The sequence below is a fragment of the Streptomyces sp. NBC_01460 genome (assembly GCF_036227405.1).
In the GTDB taxonomy this organism is placed as follows: domain Bacteria; phylum Actinomycetota; class Actinomycetes; order Streptomycetales; family Streptomycetaceae; genus Streptomyces.
Window position 1 is genome coordinate 2,331,267 of the sequence record NZ_CP109473.1, and the last position, 23,740, is coordinate 2,355,006.

At 70.7% G+C, this 23,740-nt stretch carries 22 protein-coding genes and 1 pseudogene; 12 read left to right on the forward strand and 11 right to left on the reverse strand.

Annotation, left to right across the window (positions count from 1 at the left end):
• Positions 1–67: 67 nt before the first annotated feature.
• From OG488_RS10375 to OG488_RS10385, 3 genes are read right to left on the reverse strand one after another with little or no spacing between them, the layout of a single operon-like run.
• Positions 68–946 (reverse strand): sugar ABC transporter permease, encoded by an 879-nt coding sequence (locus tag OG488_RS10375; protein WP_329228036.1) that lies wholly within the window; start codon positions 944–946, stop codon positions 68–70.
• The gene (locus OG488_RS10380; protein ID WP_329228037.1) at positions 943–1,959 is read right to left on the reverse strand and encodes a carbohydrate ABC transporter permease; all 1,017 of its coding nucleotides are present in this window, start codon (positions 1,957–1,959) and stop codon (positions 943–945) included. Before OG488_RS10380 ends, OG488_RS10375 begins: the two co-directional genes overlap by 4 nt.
• Before the next feature lie 21 nt (positions 1,960–1,980).
• Complete coding sequence (locus tag OG488_RS10385) at positions 1,981–3,252, reverse strand: extracellular solute-binding protein (protein WP_329228039.1); 1,272 nt, start codon at positions 3,250–3,252, stop codon at positions 1,981–1,983.
• A gap of 360 nt (positions 3,253–3,612) precedes the next feature.
• On the opposite strand from OG488_RS10385, the gene OG488_RS10390 reads away from it, so the two are divergent.
• Together OG488_RS10390 and OG488_RS10395 are read left to right on the forward strand one after the other, a co-directional pair.
• Positions 3,613–4,656, forward strand: coding sequence for a LacI family DNA-binding transcriptional regulator (locus OG488_RS10390; protein WP_329228041.1), 1,044 nt, complete (start codon positions 3,613–3,615; stop codon positions 4,654–4,656).
• Positions 4,657–4,732: 76 nt separating this feature from the next.
• Positions 4,733–5,713 carry a phosphatase PAP2 family protein gene (locus OG488_RS10395; RefSeq protein WP_329228043.1) on the forward strand — a complete coding sequence of 327 codons (981 nt, stop codon included), beginning with the start codon at positions 4,733–4,735 and terminating at the stop codon, positions 5,711–5,713.
• Positions 5,714–5,839: 126 nt separating this feature from the next.
• On the opposite strand, the gene OG488_RS10400 is transcribed toward OG488_RS10395, so the two are convergent.
• Positions 5,840–8,836: a bifunctional [glutamine synthetase] adenylyltransferase/[glutamine synthetase]-adenylyl-L-tyrosine phosphorylase gene (locus OG488_RS10400; RefSeq protein WP_329228045.1), complete on the reverse strand. Its 2,997-nt coding sequence runs from the start codon at positions 8,834–8,836 to the stop codon at positions 5,840–5,842.
• A gap of 149 nt (positions 8,837–8,985) precedes the next feature.
• Between OG488_RS10400 and OG488_RS10405 the strand changes: the two genes are divergently transcribed.
• Positions 8,986–9,522, forward strand: a complete 537-nt coding sequence (locus OG488_RS10405) for a pyridoxamine 5'-phosphate oxidase family protein (protein WP_329228047.1) — start codon at positions 8,986–8,988, stop codon at positions 9,520–9,522.
• Between the two features lie 45 nt (positions 9,523–9,567).
• Here the strand turns inward: OG488_RS10405 and OG488_RS10410 are convergent, their stop codons facing one another.
• Positions 9,568–10,359: a putative protein N(5)-glutamine methyltransferase gene (locus OG488_RS10410; protein WP_329228049.1), complete on the reverse strand. Its 792-nt coding sequence runs from the start codon at positions 10,357–10,359 to the stop codon at positions 9,568–9,570.
• A 287-nt stretch (positions 10,360–10,646) separates the two neighbouring features.
• Positions 10,647–12,146, reverse strand: coding sequence for an MDR family MFS transporter (locus tag OG488_RS10415; RefSeq protein ID WP_329238563.1), 1,500 nt, complete (start codon positions 12,144–12,146; stop codon positions 10,647–10,649).
• A gap of 266 nt (positions 12,147–12,412) precedes the next feature.
• Here OG488_RS10415 and OG488_RS10420 point away from each other — a divergent pair, with 266 nt between their 5' ends.
• Positions 12,413–13,003, forward strand: coding sequence for an acyl-CoA-like ligand-binding transcription factor (locus OG488_RS10420; protein ID WP_329228051.1), 591 nt, complete (start codon positions 12,413–12,415; stop codon positions 13,001–13,003).
• A gap of 35 nt (positions 13,004–13,038) precedes the next feature.
• Here the strand turns inward: OG488_RS10420 and OG488_RS10425 are convergent, their stop codons facing one another.
• Complete coding sequence (locus OG488_RS10425; protein ID WP_329228053.1) at positions 13,039–13,776, reverse strand: metallophosphoesterase; 738 nt, start codon at positions 13,774–13,776, stop codon at positions 13,039–13,041.
• 101 nt (positions 13,777–13,877) lie between these two features.
• On the opposite strand from OG488_RS10425, the gene OG488_RS10430 reads away from it, so the two are divergent.
• Together OG488_RS10430 and OG488_RS10435 are read left to right on the forward strand one after the other, a co-directional pair.
• Positions 13,878–14,486, forward strand: a complete 609-nt coding sequence (locus OG488_RS10430) for a CGNR zinc finger domain-containing protein (RefSeq protein ID WP_329238564.1) — start codon at positions 13,878–13,880, stop codon at positions 14,484–14,486.
• 31 nt (positions 14,487–14,517) lie between these two features.
• Positions 14,518–14,844: a hypothetical protein gene (locus OG488_RS10435; protein ID WP_329228055.1), complete on the forward strand. Its 327-nt coding sequence runs from the start codon at positions 14,518–14,520 to the stop codon at positions 14,842–14,844.
• Position 14,845: 1 nt separating this feature from the next.
• Here the strand turns inward: OG488_RS10435 and OG488_RS10440 are convergent, their stop codons facing one another.
• A complete protein-coding gene (locus OG488_RS10440) occupies positions 14,846–15,331 on the reverse strand; it encodes a hypothetical protein (RefSeq protein WP_329228057.1) in 486 nt (161 codons plus the stop codon).
• A 128-nt stretch (positions 15,332–15,459) separates the two neighbouring features.
• Positions 15,460–16,056: a hypothetical protein gene (locus tag OG488_RS10445; RefSeq protein ID WP_329228059.1), complete on the reverse strand. Its 597-nt coding sequence runs from the start codon at positions 16,054–16,056 to the stop codon at positions 15,460–15,462.
• A 191-nt stretch (positions 16,057–16,247) separates the two neighbouring features.
• Between OG488_RS10445 and OG488_RS10450 the strand changes: the two genes are divergently transcribed.
• Positions 16,248–16,520 carry a hypothetical protein gene (locus OG488_RS10450; protein ID WP_329228061.1) on the forward strand — a complete coding sequence of 91 codons (273 nt, stop codon included), beginning with the start codon at positions 16,248–16,250 and terminating at the stop codon, positions 16,518–16,520.
• A 96-nt stretch (positions 16,521–16,616) separates the two neighbouring features.
• Here the strand turns inward: OG488_RS10450 and OG488_RS10455 are convergent.
• Positions 16,617–17,128: pseudogene (locus OG488_RS10455) on the reverse strand (DinB family protein).
• A gap of 153 nt (positions 17,129–17,281) precedes the next feature.
• On the opposite strand from OG488_RS10455, the gene OG488_RS10460 reads away from it, so the two are divergent.
• Positions 17,282–18,238 (forward strand): pentapeptide repeat-containing protein, encoded by a 957-nt coding sequence (locus OG488_RS10460; protein ID WP_329228063.1) that lies wholly within the window; start codon positions 17,282–17,284, stop codon positions 18,236–18,238.
• Positions 18,239–18,404: 166 nt separating this feature from the next.
• Here the strand turns inward: OG488_RS10460 and glnA are convergent, their stop codons facing one another.
• A complete protein-coding gene (gene glnA, locus OG488_RS10465; protein WP_329228065.1) occupies positions 18,405–19,766 on the reverse strand; it encodes a type I glutamate--ammonia ligase in 1,362 nt (453 codons plus the stop codon).
• 246 nt (positions 19,767–20,012) lie between these two features.
• On the opposite strand from glnA, the gene OG488_RS10470 reads away from it, so the two are divergent.
• The 4 genes from OG488_RS10470 to OG488_RS10485 all read left to right on the forward strand — a co-directional run bounded on the left by OG488_RS10470 (position 20,013) and on the right by OG488_RS10485 (position 23,723).
• On the forward strand, positions 20,013–20,687 hold the full coding sequence (locus tag OG488_RS10470; protein ID WP_329228067.1) for a DUF3105 domain-containing protein: 675 nt from the start codon (positions 20,013–20,015) through the stop codon (positions 20,685–20,687).
• Complete coding sequence (locus OG488_RS10475) at positions 20,684–21,370, forward strand: DUF305 domain-containing protein (RefSeq protein ID WP_329228069.1); 687 nt, start codon at positions 20,684–20,686, stop codon at positions 21,368–21,370. The genes OG488_RS10470 and OG488_RS10475 overlap by 4 nt, the downstream gene beginning before the upstream one ends.
• A gap of 167 nt (positions 21,371–21,537) precedes the next feature.
• Positions 21,538–21,963 (forward strand): CBS domain-containing protein, encoded by a 426-nt coding sequence (locus OG488_RS10480; protein WP_329228072.1) that lies wholly within the window; start codon positions 21,538–21,540, stop codon positions 21,961–21,963.
• Positions 21,964–22,142: 179 nt separating this feature from the next.
• Positions 22,143–23,723 carry a multicopper oxidase family protein gene (locus OG488_RS10485; protein WP_329228074.1) on the forward strand — a complete coding sequence of 527 codons (1,581 nt, stop codon included), beginning with the start codon at positions 22,143–22,145 and terminating at the stop codon, positions 23,721–23,723.
• Positions 23,724–23,740 lie beyond the last annotated feature (17 nt).

The window sequence follows — 23,740 nt, forward strand, 5'->3', positions numbered from 1 at the left end:
CGCCGGGACCGGGTCGGGGTTCCGGCGCCGCCGTGATGGTGCGTGCGGGCGTACGGGGTGAGGGGTGTCAGCCCTTGACGGCTCCGGCGGACATGCCGGTGACCAGGTGCTTCTGCGCGAAGAGGAAGACCAGTGCGGCCGGGATGGCGATGAGCACGGACGCCGCGGTCATCGGGCCCCACTGGGCTCCGTACTGGTTGACGAACTTCTGCAGTCCGCCGGCGAGCGTGAGGTTCTCGTCACCGACCATGAAGGCGGAGGCGTACGCCACTTCACCCCAGGCGGTGATGAAGGAGTAGAAGGCGGTGACGGCCAGGCCGGGCTTGGCCAGCGGCAGGATGAGCCGCCAGAACGTGCCGAACGGCGTCAGCCCGTCGACCTGCCCCGACTCGTCGATCTCGTGGGGGATCGTGTCGAAGAAGCCCTTCATCATCCAGGCGCAGAACGGCACCGAGATGGTGAGGTAGGTGATGACGAGGCCGGCCGGCTGGTTGAGCAGCCCGATGCTCGCCATGATGTTGTAGATCGGCACGATGAGGACGGCGACCGGGAACATCTGGGTGATCAGCAGCGTCCACATCAGCCCGCGCTTGCCGGGGAAGCGGAAGCGGCTGACGGCGTAGCCCGTGGTGGCGGAGACGAAGACACCGATGACGGTGGAGAGTCCGGCGACGATCACGGAGTTGCCGAACCAGCTCAGGAACTCGGTGTCCTTGATGAGGTTCGTGTAGTTCTCGAACGTCGTCTCTTTGAAGAAGTCCGTCGTCGTCGCGAACTTGGCGGGCTTCAGCGAGGTCAGCAGGACCCACAGCACCGGGAAGACCGCGATCACCGACGCGATGATCAGGGTGAGGTGCAGGGCCGTGGAGGCGAGCGGCGAGCGGTCGCCGCGCCGGCGGACCTTGGCGGCGCCGTGCCGGGCGGAGGGTGCGGTGGCGGTGGTCACCAGTTGTCTCCCTGCGTGCGGAGCACTCGCCGGTACACCATGGCGAAGAGCATCAGGAGGACGAGGATCAGCACGCCCCAGGTGGAGGACTGCGCGAAGTCGCGCGGGCTGATCTCGAAGGAGAATTTGTACGCCTGGGTGACCAGGATCTGGGTGGCCTCGCCGGGTCCGCCGCGGGTCAGCAGGAAGATCACCGGGAACATGTTGAAGGTCCAGATGGTGGAGAGCAGGATCACCGTGGTGGACACCGGGCGCAGTCCGGGGAGCGTGATGTGGCGGAAGCGCTGCCAGGCGGTGGCGCCGTCCATCTCCGCGGCCTCGTACTGCTCCGAGGGGATCGACTGCAGCCCGCCGAGGAGGGCGACCATCATGAACGGGATGCCGAGCCAGACGTTGACGGCGATGACGGAGAACTTGGCCCAGGTGGGGTCGTTCAGCCAGGGTATGCCGTCGATCCCGGCGCCGCCGAGGAGCTTGTTGAGCAGCCCGCGGTCCTCGTTGTAGAGGAAGCGCCAGGCGAACACCGAGACGAAGCCGGGGATGGCCCAGGGCAGGATCAGGGCCATGCGGTAGGCGGAGCGTCCGGCGATGCGGCGGTTCAGGATGTTGGCGAGCGCCATGCCCAGGCAGAAGGTGATGCCCACGCAGGAGACCGTCCACACCAGCGTCCAGCCGAGCGTGCCGAGGAACTGGGTACCCGTCAGTGCGTCGACGTAGTTGTCGACGCCCACGAACTCGTAGGTGGCGGGCAGTTCGTTGACGCCGATGGACCGGGCGACGTTGCGCTCGTTGGCGTCGGTCAGCGACAGGTAGATGCCGCGGACCAGCGGATACCCGATGATCACGCCGATCACGATCACGACCGGGGCGACCATGGTCCAGGCGTACCAGTGGACCGACATGGCCCGCCGGAGCTTGCTCGGTGGTGCGGATTTACCAGTACCGCGGCTCCGGCCGCGGGCGACGTCGTCGCCCGCGGCCTTCGCCACCGACTGGCTGGTGTGGACAGCCATCAGCCGGCCTGCCTTCCTGAGTTACTTCCAGCCCTTGAGGAGCTTGCGGTAGGAGTCGCCGGTCGTCGAGGCGGCCTTCTCCGGCGTGGTCTGACCGGTGAGGACCTTGGTGTACTCCGTGACGAGCGGCGCGAAGAGGCTGCCGGTCTCGGGGATCCAGGGGCGCTCGACGGCGGTCTCGACGACGGGCTTGAAGAACTGCACGATCTCGCTGTCCGCGGCCTCCTGCTTGGCGTAGGCGGAGGTGCGGGTCGGCAGGAGGTTCAGCTCACCGGCGGTCTGCGCCTGGGTCTCCACCGAGGTCATGTACTCGACGAAGGCGTACGAGGCGTCCAGGTTCTTGGAGCCCGCGTAGACGGCGAGGTTGTGGCCGCCCTGCGGGGCGCCCTGGCCGGCCGTGCCGGCCGGCACCGGGGAGATGCCGAGGTTCGCCTTGTCGGCGAACTCCTTGCCGGTGAGGGTGTCGGCCACGGCCCACGGGCCGTTGATCATCATCGCGACCTTGCCGTCCTTGAACGACGACTGCATGTTCTCCCAGCCGTCGGTGGCGTCGGTCTTGGCAGCACCGGAGTCGACGAGGTCCTTGACGGTCTTGAAGGCCTTGACGCCCTCGGGGTTGTTCACCGTGACGGTCTTGGACTTGGCGTCGACCAGGTCGCCGCCCTCGCCGTAGAGGAAGGAGAGGAACCAGTACGCGTCGTCGCCGCGGAGGTAGAGGCCGGTCTTGCCGGTCTTCTCCTTGATCGTCTTGGAGACGGTCTTCAGGTCGGCGATGTTCTTGGGGACCTCGACACCGGCGTCCGCGAAGATCTTCTTGTTGTAGAAGATGCCCATGGAGTCGATGACCTGCGGGACCGCGTAGGTCTTGTCCTTGTACTTCGTGGACGCGGCGGCCTGGTCGAGGAAGTCGTCCTGGTCCTTCAGCGCCGTGGTGCCGTCCAGCGGGGCGAGGTAGCCGAGGTCGGCGAACTCGGGGGTCCAGGCGACCTCGGAGCGGATGACGTCCGGGGCGCCGGCGCCGGCCTGAGCGGCGTTCTTGAACTTGTTCTGCGCCTCACCGAAGGGGACGTTGACGTACTTGACGTCGACCTTCGGGTGCTTCTTCTCGAAACCCTCGGCGATCTTCTTGAAGACCTTGTCCTCGCTGCCGACGGTCGAGGTGTCCCACCACGTCACCGTGCCGGAGAGCTCGCCCGAGCTCTTGCTGCCGCCGGACTCGTCGTCGCTGCCGCAGGCGGTCGCCGCGAGCGCCAGGGCCGCGACCAGGGCGGTGGCCGTTATGCCACGTCGCATCTGAACTCCTTCAACTGCCGTACCGCTCCGTCGCGGCGCCGGGTCGACGTGAACGTAACAAGGATGAAAGACGACCGAAAGACTTTGCGGAAGATTTCTGCAAGCACCGCTGATCGTTACATTGGCGTGTCCTCAAGGTTGCCGTCAAGCCTCTTGACGGAAGCCCTTTCACCCTGCCCGTGCCTGGCCAGGGCCCCTGTGGTGGCGGTACGACGATCCGACTGCAAGGACACGGCCGATCCCGCAAGGCCTTGCAAGATGTTGCTGCCCGAGGGCGCGCGGACGGGCGCCGCCGGGGCGGACTGCCCGAATCCCGCGCATGGTGGGCAATCCGACACGCGCCCGGTACAGTCCATTGCCATGACCGCACGGCTTGCCGATATCGCAACTCAGGCGGGGGTCAGCGAAGCGACGGTCAGCCGCGTACTGAACGGCAAGCCCGGTGTTGCAGCGGCCACCCGTGAATCCGTCCTCGCGGCGCTCGACGTCCTCGGCTACGAACGCCCCGTACGGCTGCGCAGGCGCAGCGCGGGCCTCGTCGGCCTGATCACACCCGAGCTGGAGAACCCGATCTTCCCGGCGCTGGCCCAGGTCATCGGCCAGGCGCTCACCAGGCAGGGCTACACGCCGGTGCTGGCGACGCAGACGCCGGGCGGCTCCACCGAGGACGAGCTCACGGAGATGCTCGTCGACCGCGGGGTCTCGGGCATCATCTTCGTCTCCGGCCTGCACGCCGACACCTCGGCCGACATGCAGCGCTACGAGCAACTGCGGGCCCAGGGCGTCCCCTTCGTCCTGGTCAACGGCTTCTCCCCCAAGGTGCAGGCGCCGTTCATCTCCCCCGACGACCGGGCCGCGATGCGGCTCGCGGTGACGCACCTGGTGGCCCTGGGCCACCAGCGCATCGGCCTGGCGGTCGGGCCGAAACGCTTCGTCCCGGTGCTCCGCAAGATCGAGGGCTTCCACGCCACGATGCAGGAGCAGCTGGACCTCACCGCCGACGCCGTGGAGGAGCTGATCCAGCACTCCCTGTACACGCTGGAGGGTGGGCAGGCCGCCGCCTCGGCGCTGATGGAACGCGGCTGCACCGCCGTGGTGTGCGCGAGCGACATGATGGCGCTCGGCGCGATCCGGGCGGCCCGCCGGCTGTCGATGGACGTACCGCGCGACCTCTCGGTGGTCGGGTACGACGACTCGCCCCTCATAGCGTTCACCGATCCCCCGCTGACCACCATCCGGCAGCCGGTGACGGCGATGGGCCAGGCCGCCGTGCGCACGCTGCTGGAGGAGATCGGCGGCACGCCGGCCCCGCACAGCGAGTTCGTGTTCATGCCCGAACTGGTCGTACGCGGTTCAACGGCTTCGGGCCCGGGCCCCTCCTCACCGGCCCGCCCCCGCCGGTAACGCGCAGAATGTGCGACCGGAACCCGACCGGAGGATCATCGGGCGGAGGGGGACGTATCTGGCAGACTCTGCGCCTATGGGTGAATCGCACGTGACCACTGAGGAAGACCGCACGGCGGCCACCCCGTCACCCGTCGCGGACGGACTGACGGCGTCCGGTTCGACGAGAGTGATTCCCCTGTCCCGCATGCGTATCCCCCGGCCCTCCCTCCGCTCCCTGCGCGCCCCGCGCCGCCCGCGTCTCTGGTTCGAGATCCTCCTGATCGCGGTCAGTTACTGGCTGTACTCGCTGGTGCGCAACGCCGTGCCCGAGCAGAAGGCCGCGGCCCTGCGCAACGCCGACTGGATCTGGGCCCTCGAACACACCGTGGGGCTCGCCTTCGAGGAGTCGGTCAACCAGGCCGTCAACTCGGTGACATGGCTGATCGTGGGGATGAACTACTACTACGCGACGCTGCACTTCGTCATCACCATCGGTGTGCTCGTCTGGTTGTTCCGCCGCCATCCGGGCCGCTACGCGGCCACCCGTCTGGTGCTCTTCGCCACGACCGCGGTGGCCCTGCTCGGCTACTACCTCTTCCCCCTGGCGCCCCCGCGGCTGATGAACGGCGGCGCCTTCATCGACACGGTCATGCTGCACCAGACGTGGGGGTCGATGGCCTCGGGCAACTTCAAGCACATGTCGAACCAGTACGCGGCGATGCCGTCGATGCACATCGGCTGGTCCCTGTGGTGCGGTCTGACGATCTGCGCGCTGGCCACCGCCCCCTGGGCGCGGATCCTGGGCGCGCTGTACCCCGTGGCCACGCTGGTCGTGATCGTGGCGACGGCGAACCACTTCTGGCTGGACGCGGTGGGCGGGATGGCCTGTCTGGCCTTCGGCCTGGCGGTCTCGTACGCCTGGTACGGATCACTGCCGCACCGCCTGCCGAAGCGGGTGCAGCACCCCGGTGGGGGCCGGCTGCGCGCCCTGCGCCGGCCACCCGCCCCGGTGCCCGGCGCCCCGGCCCGGGCGGCTCAGGCCCAGGCGGGCAGCCCGGCCGCGTCCGGCGAGTGAGCGCGGGGCGGGGGCGTCCCCGCCCCGCGCTCACCCCGCGGTTCTCACACCTGGGCCGTAGGGAGCCTTCCCTGAGCGCGTGTTCCTGAAGGCGCGTTCGTCAGCGCGCGTTCGTGAGCGCGGACCTCACCCGGCCGCCCCGTAGAAGCGCTCCTCGACGACCGCCCGGGCCCGCCGGGTGATCCGCCGGTAGTCGTCCAGCATGTCCCCCACGTGCCCCGGCTCGTAGCCCAGGTACCGCCCGACCGCCGTCAGCTCACGCGGGTTCGAGGGGAACGTGTCGCCGGGCCGCCCCCGCACCAGCATCACCGCGTTGCGCACCCGCGAGGCCAGCACCCACGCCTCGTCCAGCGTCTGCGCCTCCTCCGCCGGGATCAGCCCCGCCGCGCACGCGGCCGCCAGGGCCTCACGCGTGCGCGGGGTCCGCAGCCCGGGTTCGGCCCAGGCGTGCTGCATCTGCATCAGCTGCACCGTCCACTCGACGTCGCTCAGCCCGCCGCGCCCCAGCTTGGTGTGGAGCGTCGGATCGGCGCCGCGCGGCATGCGTTCCGACTCCATCCGCGCCTTGAGCCGCCGGATCTCCCGCACCGCGTCGTCGCCCAGCCCCTCCACGGGGTACCGCAGGGGGTCGATGAGCTCCACGAAGGCGCGGCCGAGCTCCTCGTCCCCGGCCACCGGATCGGCGCGCAGCAGGGCCTGGCTCTCCCAGACCAGCGACCAGCGCCGGTAGTACGCCTCGTACGACTTGAGGGTCCTGACCAGCGGCCCGGTCTTGCCCTCCGGCCGCAGGTCGACGTCGATGAGCAGGGGCGGATCCGCGGTCGGCAGCTCCAGCAGCCTGCGCATCTCCGTGACGACGGTGTTGGCGGCCCGGGCCGCCTCCTCGTCGCTGACCCCCTCGCGGGGCTCGTGCACGAACAGGACGTCGGCGTCGGAGCCGTAGCCCAGCTCGTGCCCGCCGAACCGGCCCATGCCGATGACGGCGAACCGGGTGGGCAGGGTGGTGCCCCAGCGCTCCCGTACGGCGGCGCGCAGCGCCCCGGAGAGGGTGGCGGCGTTCAGGTCGGTGACGGCGGAGCCGACCCGGTCGGCGAGGGCCCCCGGATCGGGTTCGGCCGGATTGTCCTCGGTGCCGTACGAGCCGATGAGGTCGGCCGCCGTCGTACGGAACAGCTCCCGCCGCCGCACCCCGCGCGCCACGGCGACCGCCGCCTCGGCGCCCTGCGCCCGGCCGACCGCGGCAAGGACCTCCTGCTCCAGGTGGTTCCGGCTGCGCGGTGTCAGCCCCTCGGGGTCGCCGAGGATGGCGACGGCCTCGGGGGCCCGCATCAGCAGGTCGGGGGCGAGCCGCCCGGCGGACAGGACCCGGGCGAGATTCTCGGCCGCGGCACCCTCGTCCCGCAGGAGCCGGAGGTACCACGGGGTCTTGCCCAGCGCGTCGGACACCTGCCGGAAGCCGAGCAGCCCGGCGTCCGGGTCGGCGGAGTCCGCGAACCATCCGAGCAGCACCGGCAGGAGCGTGCGCTGGATCGCGGCCTTGCGGGAGACCCCCGACGACAGGGCCTCCAGGTGCCGCAGCGCGGCGGCGGGGTCGGCGTAGCCGAGGGCCTCCAGCCGTACGACGGCGGCCTTGGCGCTGAGTCGGCTCTCGCCGGGCGCGAGCTGGGCGACCGCGTCCAGGAGGGGGCGGTAGAAGAGCTTCTCGTGGAGCCGCCGCACCACGGAGGCGTGGCGCCGCCAGGCCCTGTTCAGCTCGGCCACCGGGTCCGTGCGCAGGCCGAGGGACCGGCCGAGTCGGCGCAGGTCGGCCTCGTCCTCGGGGACCAGGTGGGTACGGCGCAGCCGGTAGAGCTGGATGCGGTGCTCCATGGAGCGCAGGAAGCGGTAGGCCTCGTCCAGCTGCGCGGCGTCCGCCCGCCCGACGTATCCGCCGTCGGCGAGGGCCTGCAGGGCCTCCAGCGTGGAGCCGGAGTGCAGGGTGCTGTCACTGCGGCCGTGGACGAGCTGGAGCAGCTGGACGGCGAATTCGACGTCCCGGAGTCCGCCGGGGCCGAGCTTGAGCTCACGGTCGACGCGGTCCACGGGGATGTTGTCCACGACGCGGCGGCGCATCTTCTGCACGTCGGCGACGAAGTTCTCGCGCTCGGCGGCCTGCCAGACCAGCGGGGACAGGGCCTCGGTGTACGCCGCTCCGAGCTCGGGGTCACCGGCGACCGGCCGGGCCTTGAGCAGTGCCTGGAACTCCCAGGTCTTGGCCCAGCGCTGGTAGTAGGCGAGGTGCGAGGACAGGGTCCGCACCAGCGGCCCGTTGCGGCCCTCGGGGCGCAGGTTGGCGTCGACGGGCCAGATGGTGCCCTCGACGGTGGTGTCGGAGCAGATCCGCATCATGTGGGCGGCGAGCCGGGTCGCGGCCTGCATGGCGCCGCTCTCCTCCGCGCCGTCGAGGGGCTCGCCCACGAAGATCACGTCGACGTCCGACACGTAGTTCAGCTCGTGCCCGCCGCACTTGCCCATCGCGATGACGGCGAGCCGGCACTGGGCGGCGTCGGAGGGCGCGTCGGCGCGGGCGATGTCCAGGGCCGCCCGCAGGGTGGCCGTCGCCAGGTCGGCCAGCTCGGCGGCGACCTGGGCGACATCCGTCGTCCCGCACACGTCGCGGGCCGCTATCGACAGGAGGGACCTGCGGTAGGCGACCCGCAGGGAGTCCGGATCGACCGCGTCGCCGAGCATGGTCTCGAACTCGCGGACCCCGGGGTGCAGGTCGGTGGCCTCGTAGGTGACCAGCACCTGCCAGTCGCGCGGATGCCGCGCCAGGTGGTCCCCGAGGGCCTCGGAGGCGCCCAGGGCCCCGAGGAGCCGGTCCCGGAGCGGTTTGGCCGTGACGAGGGTGTCCAGCAGGATCTGCCGCTCGTCCGCCTCCTCGGCCTCGACGAGCCGGACGAGGCTGTGCAGGGCGAGATCCGGGTCGGCGGTCGCGCCGAGGGCGTCGAAGAGCACCGGGTCCGACCGTACGGAGGAGAGCTCGGGCAGGTCCAGCAGCCGTTCGGCGGCTGACGGATCGGTGAAACCGTGCCGCAGCAGTCTCGTGAACGTACTGCTCCTGCGTCCCGGCACCGTCGTCATCCTGTGTCTCCTGCCCGCCGATCACACATATCCGCTCTTCGAGCCTAGCCCCGTACCGATGAATCCGGAGCGGGAGAGGAGTCCACCCTGCAGAGGCACGATCGAGCAAAAGACCATGGACACCGCCATACCGCCCGAGGAGACCCGTCATGCCGGCCGAGACCGACGAGAGCAGAGCCCCCGCCCCCGAGACCGCCCTGGACCCGCACTACAGCAGCGAGGGCGCGACCGCGCGCCCCTGGGCGGACGCGGTCGCGCTGTTGGAGGGCGCGGAACTGTACTGGCTGTCGACGGTCCGCCCGGACGGCCGCCCACACGTCACCCCGCTGATCGGCCTCTGGTCGGACGGCGCCCTGCACTTCTGCACGGGCCCCTCGGAACGCAAGGCGCGCAACCTGGCCGCCAACCCGGAGGTCGTGCTGACCACCGGCGCCAACACCCTGAACGAGGGGTTCGACCTGGTGGTCGAGGGCCGGGCGGCCCGGGTGACCCAGGAGCAGCGGCTGACCGAGCTGGCCGAGGCGTGGGAGGCGAAGTACGGCAGTGACTGGCACTTCGGTGTCACGGACGGGATGTTCTCCAACGGCGCGGGCGGCCGCGCGGAGGTCTTCGCGGTGGCCCCCCGCACGGCCTTCGGCTTCGCCAAGGGCGACCCGTTCGGGCAGACGCGCTGGCGCTTCGCCTGATCCGGGACGCACCCCCGCGTCCGTCCCGCCGGTCCGCCTCCCCTGCTACAGGGGAGGCCTGGTCCCGATGACGACGGTGGCGTACAGCTCCTCGGAGACGACGACGCGCGCGGTCAGTCCGCGGCTCCCCACCGTCTCCAGGGCGCGCGCCGCCTGCCGCTCGCTCGTCTCGACCAGCAGGCTGCCGCCCGGGGCCAGCCAGTCGGTCGCCTCCGCGACGACGCGGCGCATCACGTCGAGCCCGTCGCCACCGCCGTCCAGCGCCACCAGCGGCTCGTGGATGCGCGCCTCCGCGGGGAGCAGCCCGACATCCTCGGTCGGCACGTACGGCACGTTGGCCAGCAGGACGTCCACCCGGCCGCGCAGGGAGGCGGGCAGCGGTGCGAAGAGGTCGCCCTCGTAGACGGCCCCGAGCGCGCCCACATTGCGCCGGGCGCAGCGCACGGCGGCGGGTTCGACGTCGGCGGCGTGCAGTTCGGCGTCCCGCAGCGACGAGGCGAGCGCCGTGCCCAGCGCCCCGGAACCGCAGCAGAGGTCGACCACGACCGCCGGGCGGGGGGCCAGTGCCGCGGCCTGGCGGACGAGGAACTCGGTACGCCGCCGGGGCACGAAGACCCCTGGGTCCACGGCGATCCTCAGCCCGCAGAACTCGGCCCAGCCGAGCACGTGTTCAAGCGGCAGCCCGGCGGCCCGGCGCTCGGCCATGGAGGCGAGTTCGTCGGGGCCGTCCGCCGCGGAGAGGAGGAGCTCGGCCTCGTCCTCGGCGAAGACGCAGCCCGCCGTACGGAGCAGGGTGACGAGGGAGGCGAAGGTGAGCGGTGGGGCGAATTCCTGCATGGTGCGGAGCCTTTCGGGAAATCCGATGGGCGCTCCGCGATCGCTCAGGCCCGGTGGGCCGCGCGACGGCGAGGGGTGAGCACCCAGCCTGCTGAAGCGGTAATGGGTCTCACCTCCTGGGTCGGTCCCGGTCTCGGGACGCGTCACACTACCGGAATCACGTCGGCCACCGCACCGTATGCCGGGCCCCGCGGGCCGGGGTCGGCACGACCGTGCCCCCGCCACGTGGGTGGCGGGGGCACGGTGGGCGGCAGGCGTCGGGTCGACGGGTCAGCCCGACCGGCGGGTCAGAGGTCCACGCTGTCGCGCAGCTTCGTCGGCGTCAGGAAGAGCGACGCGACGACACCGACCACGGCGATCCCCGCCGAGATGAGGAAGATGTGCCCGGTCGCGTCGCCGTACGCGGCCCGTACGACCTCCTGGATCTGCGGCGGCATGGCCGCCACGTTCAGCGTCGAGCCGCCCGAGGCGGACGCGGCCGGATCGACGCCCAGCTCCGCCAGCCCCTCGGCGATCTTCACGGAGACCTGGTTGGCGAGCACGGCACCCAGGACGGAGACGCCGATCGTGCCGCCGAGCGACCGGAAGAAGGTGATCGCCCCGCTGGCAGCGCCGAGTTCACTGAGCGGCACGGTGTTCTGGAGGACGAGCACGAGGTTCTGCATCGACATGCCGACACCGATGCCGACCGCGAGCATCCCGGCCGACACGATGACCAGGGAGGTCTCGTGGTCGATCGTGGACAGCCCCAGGAAGCCGAGGGTGAGCACGACGACGCCGGTGATGATGTAGGGCTTGACCTTGCCGGTCCTGGAGACGAGCCGCCCGGCGACGGTGGACGAGACGAGCACGCCCAGCATCAGCGGGATGGTGAGCAGTCCGGCCTCGGTGGGCGAGTTGCCCCGGCCGATCTGGAAGTACTGGCCCAGGAAGACGGCCCCGCCGAACATCGCCATGCCCACGGCGAGGCTCGCGACGATGGCGAGAGCGGGGTCCCGGCGGCGTACGACGTGGAGCGGGACGACCGGCTCCTTGACGCGGGCCTCGACCAGGACGGCCGCGGCGAGGATCAGGACGCTGCCGCCGACCATGGCGAAGGTCTGCCAGGACACCCACGCGAAGTCGTTGTCGACGAAGGTGACCCAGAGGAGCAGCAGGCTGACGCCGACGGCGATGAGGGCGGCGCCCAGGTAGTCCACCTTCACGCCCTCGCGGCGCACCTCGGCGAGGTGCAGGGTGCGGGTCAGGAGCACGAAGGCGACGAGGGTGAACGGGATGGCGATGAAGAAGCACCAGCGCCAGCCGAGCCACGAGGTGTCGGTGATGAACCCGCCGAGCAGCGGTCCGCCGACGGTGGCGACGGCCATGACTCCGCCGAGGTACCCGTTGTAGCGGCCCCGCTCCTTCGGGCTGATCATCGCGGCGATGATCACCTGGACGAGCACTTGGAGCGCGCCCATACCGAGACCCTGGATGACGCGGAAGGCGATCAACTGCTCGGTGGACCGGGCGAATCCGCAGGCCACCGACGAGATGATGAACAGCCCGATGGCTATCTGCAGGAGCAGCTTCTTGCTGAACAGGTCCGCGAGCTTGCCCCAGATCGGCGTGGAGGCCGTGGAGGCCAGCAGAGTCGCGGTGACGACCCAGGTGTACTGCGACTGGGTCCCGTCGAGGGAGCCGATGATCTGCGGGAGGGCCACCGAGACGACCGTGCTGCTGATCATCGCCACGAACAGCACGATGAGCAGACCGCTCAGCGCCCGCAGCACATGGCGGTGGTCCATCGGCGCGGCATCGGCCGGCGCCGCCGTAACTGCGCTCACGCGCAACCTCCGGAGGAGTTCGAGGAGAAGGGGGAAGGAGAAGCGGTTCGGGAAGAGGGCGAGCCCGGAGACCACCAGCACCACGGAGCCCCGGACCCCGGACCCCTGGCCCGGGGAAGGGCTGGGGACGAACCGAGGAAGCCTTCACCTTACATGCACATTGGGCAACATTGCTCACTGTGCAACTTTTTTGCGCCAGGGATGTCCGCGCCGTAGATAATGGACGCATGGAGAGCCCAGTGGGACTGCGGGAGCGCAAGAAGGCGGCCACCCGGCAGGCGGTGCACGAAGCGACGATGCGGCTGACCGTCGAGCTCGGCTTCGACCACGTGACGGTGGAGGCGGTGGCCGACGCGGCCGGCATCTCCCGCAGAACGTTCTCCAACTACTTCACCAACAAGGAGGACGCCGTCCTCTACGGCGAGGAGCAGCTGATCGGCTCACTGGTCCGCACCGTGTGGGACCGCCCCGCCGAGGAGCCCGCCTGGCCGGCGCTGCGGGCCGCGGTGGCGGACTTCTCCGCACGCATGGTGACCCCGGAACGCGAATGGGCCGTCCGCACGAGGCTGGCCATGCGCCACCCCTCCCTCCTGGCCCGCCAGCTCGCCAACCACGCCGCGCTGGAGCGTGACCTGGCGGACGCGATAGCCGCACGCCGGGGCCCCGAGGGGCACCCGGTGCGCCCGCCGGTGCTGGCGGCGGCCTTCCTCTCCTCACTGCGGATCGCGATGCGCATGTGGATCGAGGAGGACCTGGCCCGGTCCCCCGCCGAGGTGATCGACGAGGTCCTCGACGAGATGGGGCGGAGCTTCGACTGAGCGGCGCCCCGGCCGGCCACCGCACGGCCGATGTCTCAGATCACGACCCGGTAGTGGGTGGTGAGCCTGCCGTCGTCGTCCAGGACGTGGAAGGCGAGGCCGGGCGGCTGGTCGCGGTCGGCGGGACGGTCGCCCTCCCAGGGCAGGCGCAGGGTCCAGGTGATCGCCGGCCCCACGACGAGTGGACGCCCGGCGAAGGTGGACGCCGCCGCGGTGTGGGCGTGCCCCGTGAGGACGGCGGCGACCTGCGGGTGGGCGTCGATCAAGGCCGCCAAATCACCGGGTCGTTCGAGCATGCCGGAGTCGGGCAGCGGGTGGTGGAGCACGACGGGCGGCTGGTGAAAGGCGATCAGCGCCCGGGTCTTCGCCGGCAGTTCGGTGAGAGTGGCGTCCATCCAGGCGAGCGTCTCCTCGTCGAGTCGCCCTTCGTCGCGTCCCGGGATCGTGGCATCGCACATCAGGATCGCCACACCGCCGACGTGGTGCACCCGGTTGACGGGCCCGGCGTCGGCCTCCTCCCCCAGCAGGACCTTGCGGTACGCGGGGCGGACGTCGTGGTTCCCGGGGCACGCGAGGACCGGGAAGGGCGCGGCCAGGATCCGCGCGGCCTCCTCGTACTCGGCCTCCGCCCCGTGATCCGCGATGTCCCCCGTGACGAGCAGGGCGTCGACGGGCCGGGGCAGCGCCCGTACGTAGTCCATGACCCGCACGGCGCGACGGGTCGCCCTCTCACTGCCGTCCAGGTGCAGGTCACTGATCTGAGCGAGCAGCACAGTCGTCCATCCCCCTCTAACGCTTGTTCAGAATTATCCGTTAGGGAGACTAGGGTGTGCACGCCACCGCAATCAACAGGTACGAGGCAGGAGCGGGATCCATGGAGCGCTGGGCGGCACTGGAGCTGGCGAGCACGATCCGCCACGACGGCGAGGGCGGCGTCATCGACGAACTGGCCACGGTCCAGGGCCTGAACATCTGGATCCGGCAGCGGCACGCACTGCTGGACGGCCATGCCCCCGAGGACGAGGCCACGGTGGACGAGGACCTCAGGCTCCGTGTCGTCGAGGTGCGGCGTGCGGTCCGCGCGCTGTTCGCCCGCGCGGTCAGCCCCACGCGTCCCAGCCCGCCGGACGCCCACCGGCTGATGCCGGCGGACCAGGCCGTGGCACACCTGAACACGGCCGCCGCGCTGGTGCCCGTCGTCCCCCGGCTGGACTGGCCGCTCGACGGACCTCCCGTGTCGAGCCTGACGGCGACACGGGAGGATCCCGGAGCCCTGCTCCTCGCGGCCCTCGCGCGGGCGGCCGTCGCGTTCCTCAGCGGCCCGGAGCGCGAACGGCTGCGGGCCTGCACCGCACCGCGCTGCGTCCGCTACTTCGTGAAGAGCCACGGCCGCCAGGAGTGGTGCAAGCCGTCCTGCGGCAACCGCGCCCGCGCGGCCCGCCACTACGACCGCCACCACCGGGCGGCTGACGCCTCACCCTGAGGCCGGTCCCGCCTATCGCTACGATCCCCGCATGGCAGCTGACACGAGGGACGGCACACCACGGCAGACGGGCCGGAACCCCCTGTGGGGCGTCTCGTTCACCGCGTTCGCCGTCTTCCTGGTGAGCTGGGCCCTGTGCTGGATCCAGGCGTACGTCGTCAACGACGACCTGCCCAACGCCTGCGAGGACGTGCGCAGACAGGCCTTCCCTACGGAGGTGACCTGCGCGTCCGTGGACGGGACGGTCACCGGAGGGACCCCCGGGTGGCTGGTGGTCCTGTTCTTCGCGTCGCTCGTGGTGGCCGTCCTGTCGGGGACCATGGCGTCGGCGGTCACCGCCGCCGTACGCCGCAGGTGACTCAGCCGCGCCGCGCGGCGCCGTCCGGCCAGACCACGTCCACCGGTATGCCGGCCCGCCCGGCCTCCTCGACCAGGTCGGCCGTCCCGCCGCCCCGCCCCGACGGCGGCGTCCCGTCCCACACGGCGACGAGCCGGTCCGCACCCTTCAGCAGCTCGGCGTTGGCCGCCTCGTACGCGGCGCGGTCGGCGGTCTCGTACGGCAGGGTCCGCACCTCGACGGCCGTCTCGCTGAGGTGGTCGAAGACCGGGGCGTCCTCGGGTCTCACCACAGCGGAGCGGTAGTCCAAGGACGGTATGACGACGATCAGACGGCCGCCGATCGCGGAGACCTCCTCGGCGAAGAGCGAATCGGCTCCGGCGGCGATGCACGAGATTCCGGTGAGGTCCCCGCTGTAGGGCCCCAGCAGTTCGCGCAGCGCGGCCCGTACGAGCGGCACGGTCTCCTCGGTCAGGTCGATGTGTCCGGTCACGGCCAGCGTGGTCATGCGACGTCTCTCCTCTGCTCGGCAACGGCCGCGGGCCGTTCCCTGCGCCCACGGTGTACGAGTACGGCTGCCCCATCGCACCCCTCGCACGCGCGTGCGGCGCGCGCCTCACCGGGGCTACGGCTTCGTCACCGGTCCTGGCCGGGCCATGTCGCGGCCAGGGCCCGGTAGTTCGCGAAGCGGGGGCCGGGGACGGTCTCCTGGACCGGTCGGCCGTCCAGCCAGCAGACGTCCACGGTGTCGCTCTCGGTGTCGAGCAGGCAGCACACTCCCCCGGAGGCGGCGGCGAGATCCGTGAAGACCGCCCTGACGCCTGCGGACCGGGCGAACAGCCGGCTCATCCCCGATGTGGCGGCCGTGAACTCCAGCGACGCGTACCGAGGGTGCCGCGGGGGCGCGAACAGGACCGTGAGGTAGATGTACCCGATCGGGACTCTCCCGAGCTCGTCGACCTCCGGGTCGCGGTCCCCCACGTACGCGCGCACCGCGTCGTCGACGCCGAACATGAGGGAGGTGTCGAGTGGGAGCCGGCCTCCCGCGGAGCAGTCGACCGGCTCGCCCTTGAAGCCGGAGGTGAACGGAAGGACGACCTGTTCACCACCGGGCAGAGTGACCGTGATCGGCGTCCTCCAGTCACGTCGCGGCGCCAGTTCCGAGAGCTTCCGCAGTGCGGTGGCGACATTCCGGGCAGGGGTGATGATCTCGTAGCTGTAGTCCAGTCCCATGCGCTCCCCCTGTAGGCCGACCGAGAGCGTGCCACCACATCGGCACATCGGGCTCGGGGTTTTCTCGGCGGTCGCAGCCCCAAGCAGTGTTGCTGCAAGGAGAGCGGGCCGATGTTGCCGGGTTCCGGCATCGTGGCGCGCCGAGGTTCCTGAGATCATCACCGAAGAAGTGCTCAAGGGGGCAGATGTCGATGTTCTTTCTGATCGTCAGCACGGTGACGGCTCTGACGCTCGGTGTCGTGGGGATGGTGGCCTTGGTGACTGGCCGGGTCGCCGTGCCCTGGCTGCGCAACAGTGTGGGACGCCCCGGCATCTGGGGCGGCGGCGTGATGCTGCTGGCAGCAGGGGTCGCGGCCGCGCGCGTGCTGCCCTTCGAGGCCGATATGTCGCTCATCCTGGGTGGTCTTGTTCTGGTGGGCCTGTCGCAGGTCCTCGGACGCCCGGGGGCACGACAGGCGAAGTAGTGGCGCGACAGGCGACAGCAGACGAGGACTGCGGCAATACCGACGACCCGCGCCTACGCCCCGTTGTCGACAAGGCCGCCGCCGCCTGATCAGGGGCTATACGCCGGTCATGCCATCGATGCGTTCCCGGACCAGGTCGGCGTGGCCGTTGTGGCGGGCGTACTCCTCGATCATGTGGACGAAGATCCAGCGAAGGCTGACGTCCTGCCCCATGAAGCGACCCGTATCGGTCAGAGCACGCTCGGCGCAGTGCTCGCGGGCGCAGGCGATCTCCGCGTGCCAGGTGGCGAGGGCATCGTTCAGGACAGCGCCCACCGCCACGTCGAAACCACCGTCGGGGCCATCCGGGTCGGCCTGCGGGTCATGGATGGGCGGAGCCTGTTCTCCGGCGAACACGCGACGGAACCAATTCCGCTCCACCTCCGCCATGTGCTGGACCAGGCCGGTCAGTGTGAAGCCGGACGGGGCACGGACGCGAAGGCGGCCTGTTCATCGTCCACGCCCTCACACTTCATGGCGGGTGTGGTGCGGTGGAAGTCGAGCCAACTCTCCAGCGTGGTCCGCTCGTCGGCGTTCAAGGGTGGCACAGGGCGTTCGATGGCACTCATCAGTTGATTATGGCCAGCGTCCGAACCGTCGACGGGCAGGGCCCCGCAACGGGGCGGGCCTGCCTGCCACGGCACGCACGGAACCCTCAACTCCAGCTCTGAACAGTCCCGTCCACCGCATGTCGCACCCACCGGACGGACATCATGCCGGACATGAGCGACGAGCTGGGGACGGGCCGGACCGGGCCCGAGCGAAAACGCGAACCGTGGCGCACACGTCACCCGCGAGGAGCCCGGACCGCTGCCGTGGCCGGCGCGGCGGCCTTCCTGGTGCTGCTGGTATGGGCACCCTGGTGGATCGAGGGCCACCGCCTCCGCGATGACAACGGCGAGCTCGTCTCGTCGGCCGGGATCATCGTCACCGGATTCCGCACCATGCTCGTCGCCATCGCAGCCGGCGGCTTTACCGCAGCGGGCCTCTACTACACCCGCGAGAAGCACCGCCTGGAACGCGAGAATTTCCAGCATGCTCAAGATCAGTTCACCGAGAACCAGAAGCAGTTCGAGATCACCATGAAGATGTCGGCCGATCGAGAAGCAGAACAGGCGCGGCTCACCCGAGAAGGACAGGTCACCGGCCGCTATGTCGAAGCGATCAAGCTGCTCAGTTCCCAGGACGACACGCAACGACTGGGAGCGATATACAGCCTGGAGCGCATCATGCGCGACAGCGAGGACGACCACGACACGGTGATAACCGTCCTGGCCGCGTTCATTCGCCAGCACGCCGGACTCGGCCTTGACGTTCCTCGGCCTGACGAACCCGTGCAAGCCGCCGTCACCGTGCTCGGACGCCGCCCCATCCGCAACGAAGCGACACGAATCGATCTGCGGCGTACAGACCTGACCGGACTCGACTTCGAGCGGGCAAACTTCCGCCGGGCCCGCCTCGGCGGCACTGACCTCCGTGGCGCCAATCTCCACCGTGCCGATTTCACTGGCGTCTGGGCCCCTCAAGCAGACTTCCGGCAAAGCTACGCCGGATCAACCAGGTTCGACGGCTCCAACCTGCGTGACGCGCACTTTTCGATGGAGCAGATACCCGCAGGCATTCCGGAATTCAAGTGTGTGATTGCTGACCGGAAAGCCGGTACCGACGGGGCAGGGTAGAGGGCGGCGGCCCACGTGTCCGCCCTGTCAGCAACTGTGAATACCGCCGGCCGACCGCGCTGACGGCCCACAGGCGGCCCAGGGTACCTAGAACGGCTTCGGGCCGACGGCAAGAGACCGTCGGCCCGGAGCCACGTACACGCGCTCTACCGGCGCTGACCTGCGGTTACAGCACCGGCAGCAGGTTCTTCAGCTCGAAGGCCGTGACCTCGCTGCGGTACTCCTCCCACTCCTGCTTCTTGTTGCGCAGGAAGAAGTCGAAGACGTGCTCGCCCAGCGTCTCGGCGACCAGTTCGCTCTTCTCCATCAGCGCGATCGCCTCGCCCAGGTTCTGCGGGAGCGGCTCGATGCCCATCGCGCGGCGCTCCGAGTCGGAGAGGGCCCAGACGTCGTCGTCGGCGCCGGCCGGGAGCTCGTAGCCCTCCTCGATGCCCTTGAGGCCCGCGGCGAGCAGCACCGCGTACGTCAGGTAGGGGTTGGCGCCGGAGTCGATCGAGCGGACCTCGACGCGGGCCGAGCCGGTCTTGCCGGGCTTGTACATCGGGACACGGATCAGCGCGGAGCGGTTGTTGTGGCCCCAGCAGATGTACGAGGGGGCCTCGCCGCCGGCGCCGGCGGAGCGGCTGGAGCCGCCCCAGATGCGCTTGTAGGAGTTGACCCACTGGTTGGTCACGGCGGAGATCTCCGCGGCGTGCTTGAGCAGGCCCGCGATGAAGGAGCGGCCGACCTTCGACAGCTGGTACTCGGCGCCCGACTCGTAGAACGCGTTGCGGTCGCCCTCGAAGAGGGAGAGGTGGGTGTGCATGCCCGAGCCCGGGTACTCCGAGAACGGCTTCGGCATGAAGGTGGCCTGCACGCCCTGCTCCAGCGCGACCTGCTTCATGACCAGGCGGAAGGTCATGATGTTGTCGGCGGTGGAGAGCGCGTCCGCGTAACGGAGGTCGATCTCCTGCTGCCCGGGGGCACCCTCGTGGTGGCTGAACTCGACCGAGATGCCCATCGATTCGAGCATGGTGATCGCCTGGCGGCGGAAGTCCATGCCGACGTTCTGCGGGGTGTGGTCGAAGTAGCCGGAGCTGTCGGCCGGGGTGGGGCGGCTGCCGTCGACCGGCTTGTTCTTCAGCAGGAAGAACTCGATCTCCGGGTGGGTGTAGAAGGTGAAGCCGAGGTCGGAGGTCTTCGCGAGGATGCGCTTGAGCACGAAGCGGGGGTCCGCGAAGGAGGGCGAGCCGTCGGGCATCAGGATGTCGCAGAACATCCGCGCCGTCCCCGGGGCCTCCGCGCGCCACGGAAGGATCTGGAACGTGCCGGGGTCCGGCTTGGCGATCATGTCCGATTCGTATACACGGGCGAAGCCCTCGATCGCCGAACCGTCGAAGCCGATGCCCTCGTCGAAGGCCTGCTCCAGCTCGGCCGGGGCCACGGCGACGGACTTGAGGTAACCGAGAACATCGGTGAACCACAGCCGTACGAAGCGGATGTCGCGCTCCTCAAGCGTCCTGAGGACGAATTCCTGCTGCTTGTCCATAGCCACATCCTTGCAGTTCAGACGGTCCGTGCACCACCGCCCGGGGTAGGGGAGACACCTCAGTATCACGACCCGGGATTTCACCCAGATTACGCACACGGTGTGAGAGAGAGCACGCGGCCACCCACTACGATCGGCGCCCATGGTGTGCAAGGGCCGCAGCCGCTCCGCCACGGCCCCTCGCGCACGGGTTTTCCCCGCTCCGCTCCCGTCCCTCCCGACCCCTTGGCAGAAGGACCCGACGTCATGAGCTTCGACCGCAGGACCCGCATAGAGCAGATGCGCAGCGCCGACCGTGCGCGCGACCGTCGCAACCGGGTCGTCGCCATAAGCCTGAGTGCCGTCGTGGTCGCCGGCCTGCTGGGATTCGGCTCCTACATGCTCCTGGAGAAGTCGGAGGCGAAGGACAGGACCGAGGAGGGTCAGGCCCAGGACTCCAAGCAGACCGAGCAGGAGAAGAAGAAGCTCGCCGGCGAGCCGATCGCGGGCGAGAAGACGTGGGACGCGGCGAAGCTGACCCGCGACCACGTCACCACCGAGGTGACGTACCCGATGAAGCCGCCGGTCGGCGGGAACCACAATCCGGCCTGGCTGAACTGCGACGGCGTCGTATACGAAAAGGCCGTCCCGGACGTCAACGCGGTGCACGCCCTGGAGCACGGTGCGGTCTGGGTGACGCACAGCGGGAAGGCATCCGGGGAGGACGTCGGCAAGCTGGCGTCCCGCGTCAGGAGCACCCCCTACTCCCTGATGTCCCCGTACGAGGGGCAGTCCGGGGCGATCATGCTCAGCGCCTGGGGCAAGCAGGTCACGGTGGAGAGCGCGGACGACCCGAGGGTGGCCCGGTTCTTCGCGAAGTACGTCCAGGGCGCGCAGACGCCCGAGCCGGGCGCGCCCTGCACCGGCGGGGTCGACGGGTGAGCCCGGCGCTCGACCGGCGTACGCGGTGGGTGGCGGGCTCCGCCGTGGCCCTCGCCCTGCTGTTCGCGGGGGCCGCGACGGTCGCCTCCGCCCGGGGCGACGGGGCTCAGCCGGTTCCCCGGACGCCGTCCTCGGCGTCCGCGGACGCGGGCTTCGCCCGGGACATGGCCGTCCACCACCAGCAGGCCGTGGAGATGTCCTTCATCGTGCGCGACGGGACGCGGGACGAGGACGTACGGCGTCTCGCGTACGACATCGCGAACACGCAGGCCAACCAGCGGGGCATGCTGCTCGGCTGGCTCGACCTGTGGGAGCTGCCGAAGACCGCCCCGGACGGGCAGGGCCCGATGTCCTGGACGACGGGCGGCCACGGCGGCCACGACATGCGGGGCATGGAGGACATGGCGGGGATGGATCACGACGGTGCCCTCATGCCCGGCATGGCGACCAGGACCGAGCTCGGACAGCTCCGCGAGGCCCGTGGCAAGCAGGCCGAGATCCTCTTCCTGCAGCTGATGACCGACCACCACAAGGCGGGCGTCGACATGGCCCGCGCCTGCGCCCGGCAGTGCACCGTGCCGGCGGAGAGGCGGCTGGCCCAGGGCATGGTCGACGCCCAGCGGTCCGAGCTGGACCTGATGGCGGACATGCTCGCGGCGCGCGGCGCCGCGCCCCGTCCCTGAGTCCGTCCCTGAGTGCGGAGAGGCGCGGAGAGGCGCGGAGAAGCGCGGAGACCGGCCCGGCGTACGCCCGAACGGGTGACAGCGTTCGCGTGCGCCGGGCAGGCGACCGACGATGGAAGGACTCGGGGCCGTACAGCAGTGCCCATCGGCACGCAGGAGGCAACCCCATGACGACGGCCAAGGACATCATGCACACCGGGGCCCAGTGGATCCCCGCCCACGAGACGCTCGACCGCGCCGCCCAGATGATGCGGGACCACAAGGTGGGGGCGCTCCCCGTCTCCGCCAACGGCGAGCAGGACCGGATGGTCGGGATCATCACCGACCGCGACATCGTGATCAAGTGCGTGGCGTCGGGGCACGATCCGTCGAAGGTGACGGCGGGCGAGCTCTGCGACGGCACCCCCCGCTGGATCGAGTCGACGGCCGACGTCGGCGCGGTGCTCGGGGAGATGCAGAGCCACCGGATCCGCCGGCTCCCGGTGATCGAGAACAAGAAGCTGATCGGCATGATCAGCGAGGCCGACCTGGCCCGCCACCTCTCCGACGAACAGGTCGCCGACTGGGCCGAGATGGTCTACGCCGGCACCTGACCGCCGCTCCTGACACCGCCCGCACACCGGCCCGGCCCACCCCGCCCTGCGCGAGGAGCCGGGCCGGTGCGCGATCCGGACCGGCACGAGGAGCCGGGCCCGGGGCAGGCGCCGGGAGGCGCGCCCCGCACGGGTGTCGAGGCGCCGCGCTTATACCCGACAGGGGTACGGTGCGCAATATGTCTGAAATGCCCAATCGTCGCACTGTGCTCTCCTCCGGCCTCGCCCTGGCGGGATCGGCGGCCCTGGCCTCCCGGGCCGACGCCGCCCCTCCCCGCTCGGCCCCCTCCTCGCGCGCCGCCTCCCCCGCGCGGGCCGCCGACACCTACGTCGCCCCCGACGGCCCGGAGGTCCTGGAGGCCGAGGCCCGGCGGGGCGCCGGGCCCCTGCGGAAGGTCTCGCTCACCGCCGCCGCCTCCAGCCGGGAGCTGGGCGACGGACTCACCGTCCCCACCTGGACGTACGGCGACCACCTTCCCGGCCAGGCCGTGCGGGTCACGGCGGGCGACACCCTGGAGCTCGCCCTCACCAACAGCCTCGCGCAGTCGACCTCCCTGCACTGGCACGGCCTCTCGCTGCGCAACGACATGGACGGCGTACCGGGACTGACGCAGCAGGCGATCGCGCCCGGCGCCGTGTCCACCTACCGCTTCGCGGTCTCGCACCCGGGGACGTACTGGATCCACCCGCACTCGGGCGTCCAGCTGGACCGCGGGCTGTACGCGCCACTGATCGTCGACGACCCGAGGGAGCCTCTCTCCTACGACAAGGAGTGGGTGGTCGTCCTCGACGACTGGCTCGACGGGGTTGAGGGCTCCACCCCCGACGCGGTCCTCGACGAGCTCACCAAGGGCCGGGGCAGCAGCCACGACGCGGCCGGCCACACGACGGCCCGCCGCCGCGCGGCCGCGGCGGACGGCGACGCGCCCTCGCGCCTCCTGGTGGGCGCGAGCAGCGACCTGCTCGGCGGCCACGCCGGTGACGTGGCCTACCCGCACTACCTGGTCAACGGCCGCAGGGCGACGGACCCTTCGGTCTTCGAGGCGAGCCCGGGCGACCGCATCCGGCTGCGCGTCATCAACGCCGGCGGGGACACCGCCTTCCGGCTGGCGCTCGGCGGCCACCGCATGACCGTGACGCACACGGACGGCTTCCCCGTGCGGCACACCGAGACCGACACGCTGCTGCTGGCCATGGGCGAGCGGTACGACGTGCTGGTGACGGCCGGGGACGGGGTGTTCCCCCTGACCGCGCTCGCCGAGGGCAAGGAGGCGCAGGCGATGGCCGTCCTGCGGACGGCGCCGGGAGCGCTGCCGCCCGCCTCGGCGCGCCCGGGGGAGCTGGACGGCGAGCTGGTCACGGCGGACCGGCTGGCCCCGGACGAGTCGGTGGCCCTGGCGGACCGCGAGCCCGACCGGACCGTACGGATGACCCTCACGGGCTCCATGGACGCCTACGACTGGGCCTTCGACGGCAAGCGCTACGACCCGGCCGTGCGGCAGCCGGTCAGGGCCGGGGAGCGGGTGCGCCTGGCGTTCACGAACCGCACCTCGATGTGGCATCCGGTCCATCTGCACGGCCACACGTTCGCCCTGGCCGGCACGGCACTCGGCGCCCGCAAGGACACGGCGGCGGTGCTGCCGGGGCGCTCCCTGACGGTCGATCTGGACGCGGACAACCCGGGCCTGTGGATGCTGCACTGCCACAACGTCTACCACGCGGAGGCGGGCATGATGACGGTGCTCGGCTACCTCCGCTGAGCCGCGCACGGCGGGGT

Excerpts from the sequence above, each read along its gene's own strand:
- OG488_RS10405 (WP_329228047.1), top strand. The coding sequence starts at position 8,986 with ATGCCGGCCGAGACCGACGAGAGCAGAGCCCCCGCCCCCGAGACCGCC.
- OG488_RS10445 (WP_329228059.1), bottom strand. The coding sequence starts at position 16,056 with ATGGGACTGGACTACAGCTACGAGATCATCACCCCTGCCCGGAATGTC.
- OG488_RS10485 (WP_329228074.1), top strand. The coding sequence starts at position 22,143 with ATGTCTGAAATGCCCAATCGTCGCACTGTGCTCTCCTCCGGCCTCGCC.
- OG488_RS10390 (WP_329228041.1), top strand. The coding sequence starts at position 3,613 with ATGACCGCACGGCTTGCCGATATCGCAACTCAGGCGGGGGTCAGCGAA.
- glnA (WP_329228065.1), bottom strand. The coding sequence starts at position 19,766 with ATGGACAAGCAGCAGGAATTCGTCCTCAGGACGCTTGAGGAGCGCGAC.
- OG488_RS10395 (WP_329228043.1), top strand. The coding sequence starts at position 4,733 with ATGGGTGAATCGCACGTGACCACTGAGGAAGACCGCACGGCGGCCACC.
- OG488_RS10410 (WP_329228049.1), bottom strand. The coding sequence starts at position 10,359 with ATGCAGGAATTCGCCCCACCGCTCACCTTCGCCTCCCTCGTCACCCTG.
- OG488_RS10380 (WP_329228037.1), bottom strand. The coding sequence starts at position 1,959 with ATGGCTGTCCACACCAGCCAGTCGGTGGCGAAGGCCGCGGGCGACGAC.
- OG488_RS10415 (WP_329238563.1), bottom strand. The coding sequence starts at position 12,146 with ATGGACCACCGCCATGTGCTGCGGGCGCTGAGCGGTCTGCTCATCGTG.
- OG488_RS10435 (WP_329228055.1), top strand. The coding sequence starts at position 14,518 with ATGGCAGCTGACACGAGGGACGGCACACCACGGCAGACGGGCCGGAAC.
- OG488_RS10385 (WP_329228039.1), bottom strand. The coding sequence starts at position 3,252 with ATGCGACGTGGCATAACGGCCACCGCCCTGGTCGCGGCCCTGGCGCTC.
- OG488_RS10480 (WP_329228072.1), top strand. The coding sequence starts at position 21,538 with ATGACGACGGCCAAGGACATCATGCACACCGGGGCCCAGTGGATCCCC.
- OG488_RS10400 (WP_329228045.1), bottom strand. The coding sequence starts at position 8,836 with ATGACGACGGTGCCGGGACGCAGGAGCAGTACGTTCACGAGACTGCTG.
- OG488_RS10440 (WP_329228057.1), bottom strand. The coding sequence starts at position 15,331 with ATGACCACGCTGGCCGTGACCGGACACATCGACCTGACCGAGGAGACC.
- OG488_RS10460 (WP_329228063.1), top strand. The coding sequence starts at position 17,282 with ATGAGCGACGAGCTGGGGACGGGCCGGACCGGGCCCGAGCGAAAACGC.
- OG488_RS10420 (WP_329228051.1), top strand. The coding sequence starts at position 12,413 with ATGGAGAGCCCAGTGGGACTGCGGGAGCGCAAGAAGGCGGCCACCCGG.
- OG488_RS10430 (WP_329238564.1), top strand. The coding sequence starts at position 13,878 with ATGGAGCGCTGGGCGGCACTGGAGCTGGCGAGCACGATCCGCCACGAC.
- OG488_RS10450 (WP_329228061.1), top strand. The coding sequence starts at position 16,248 with ATGTTCTTTCTGATCGTCAGCACGGTGACGGCTCTGACGCTCGGTGTC.
- OG488_RS10470 (WP_329228067.1), top strand. The coding sequence starts at position 20,013 with ATGAGCTTCGACCGCAGGACCCGCATAGAGCAGATGCGCAGCGCCGAC.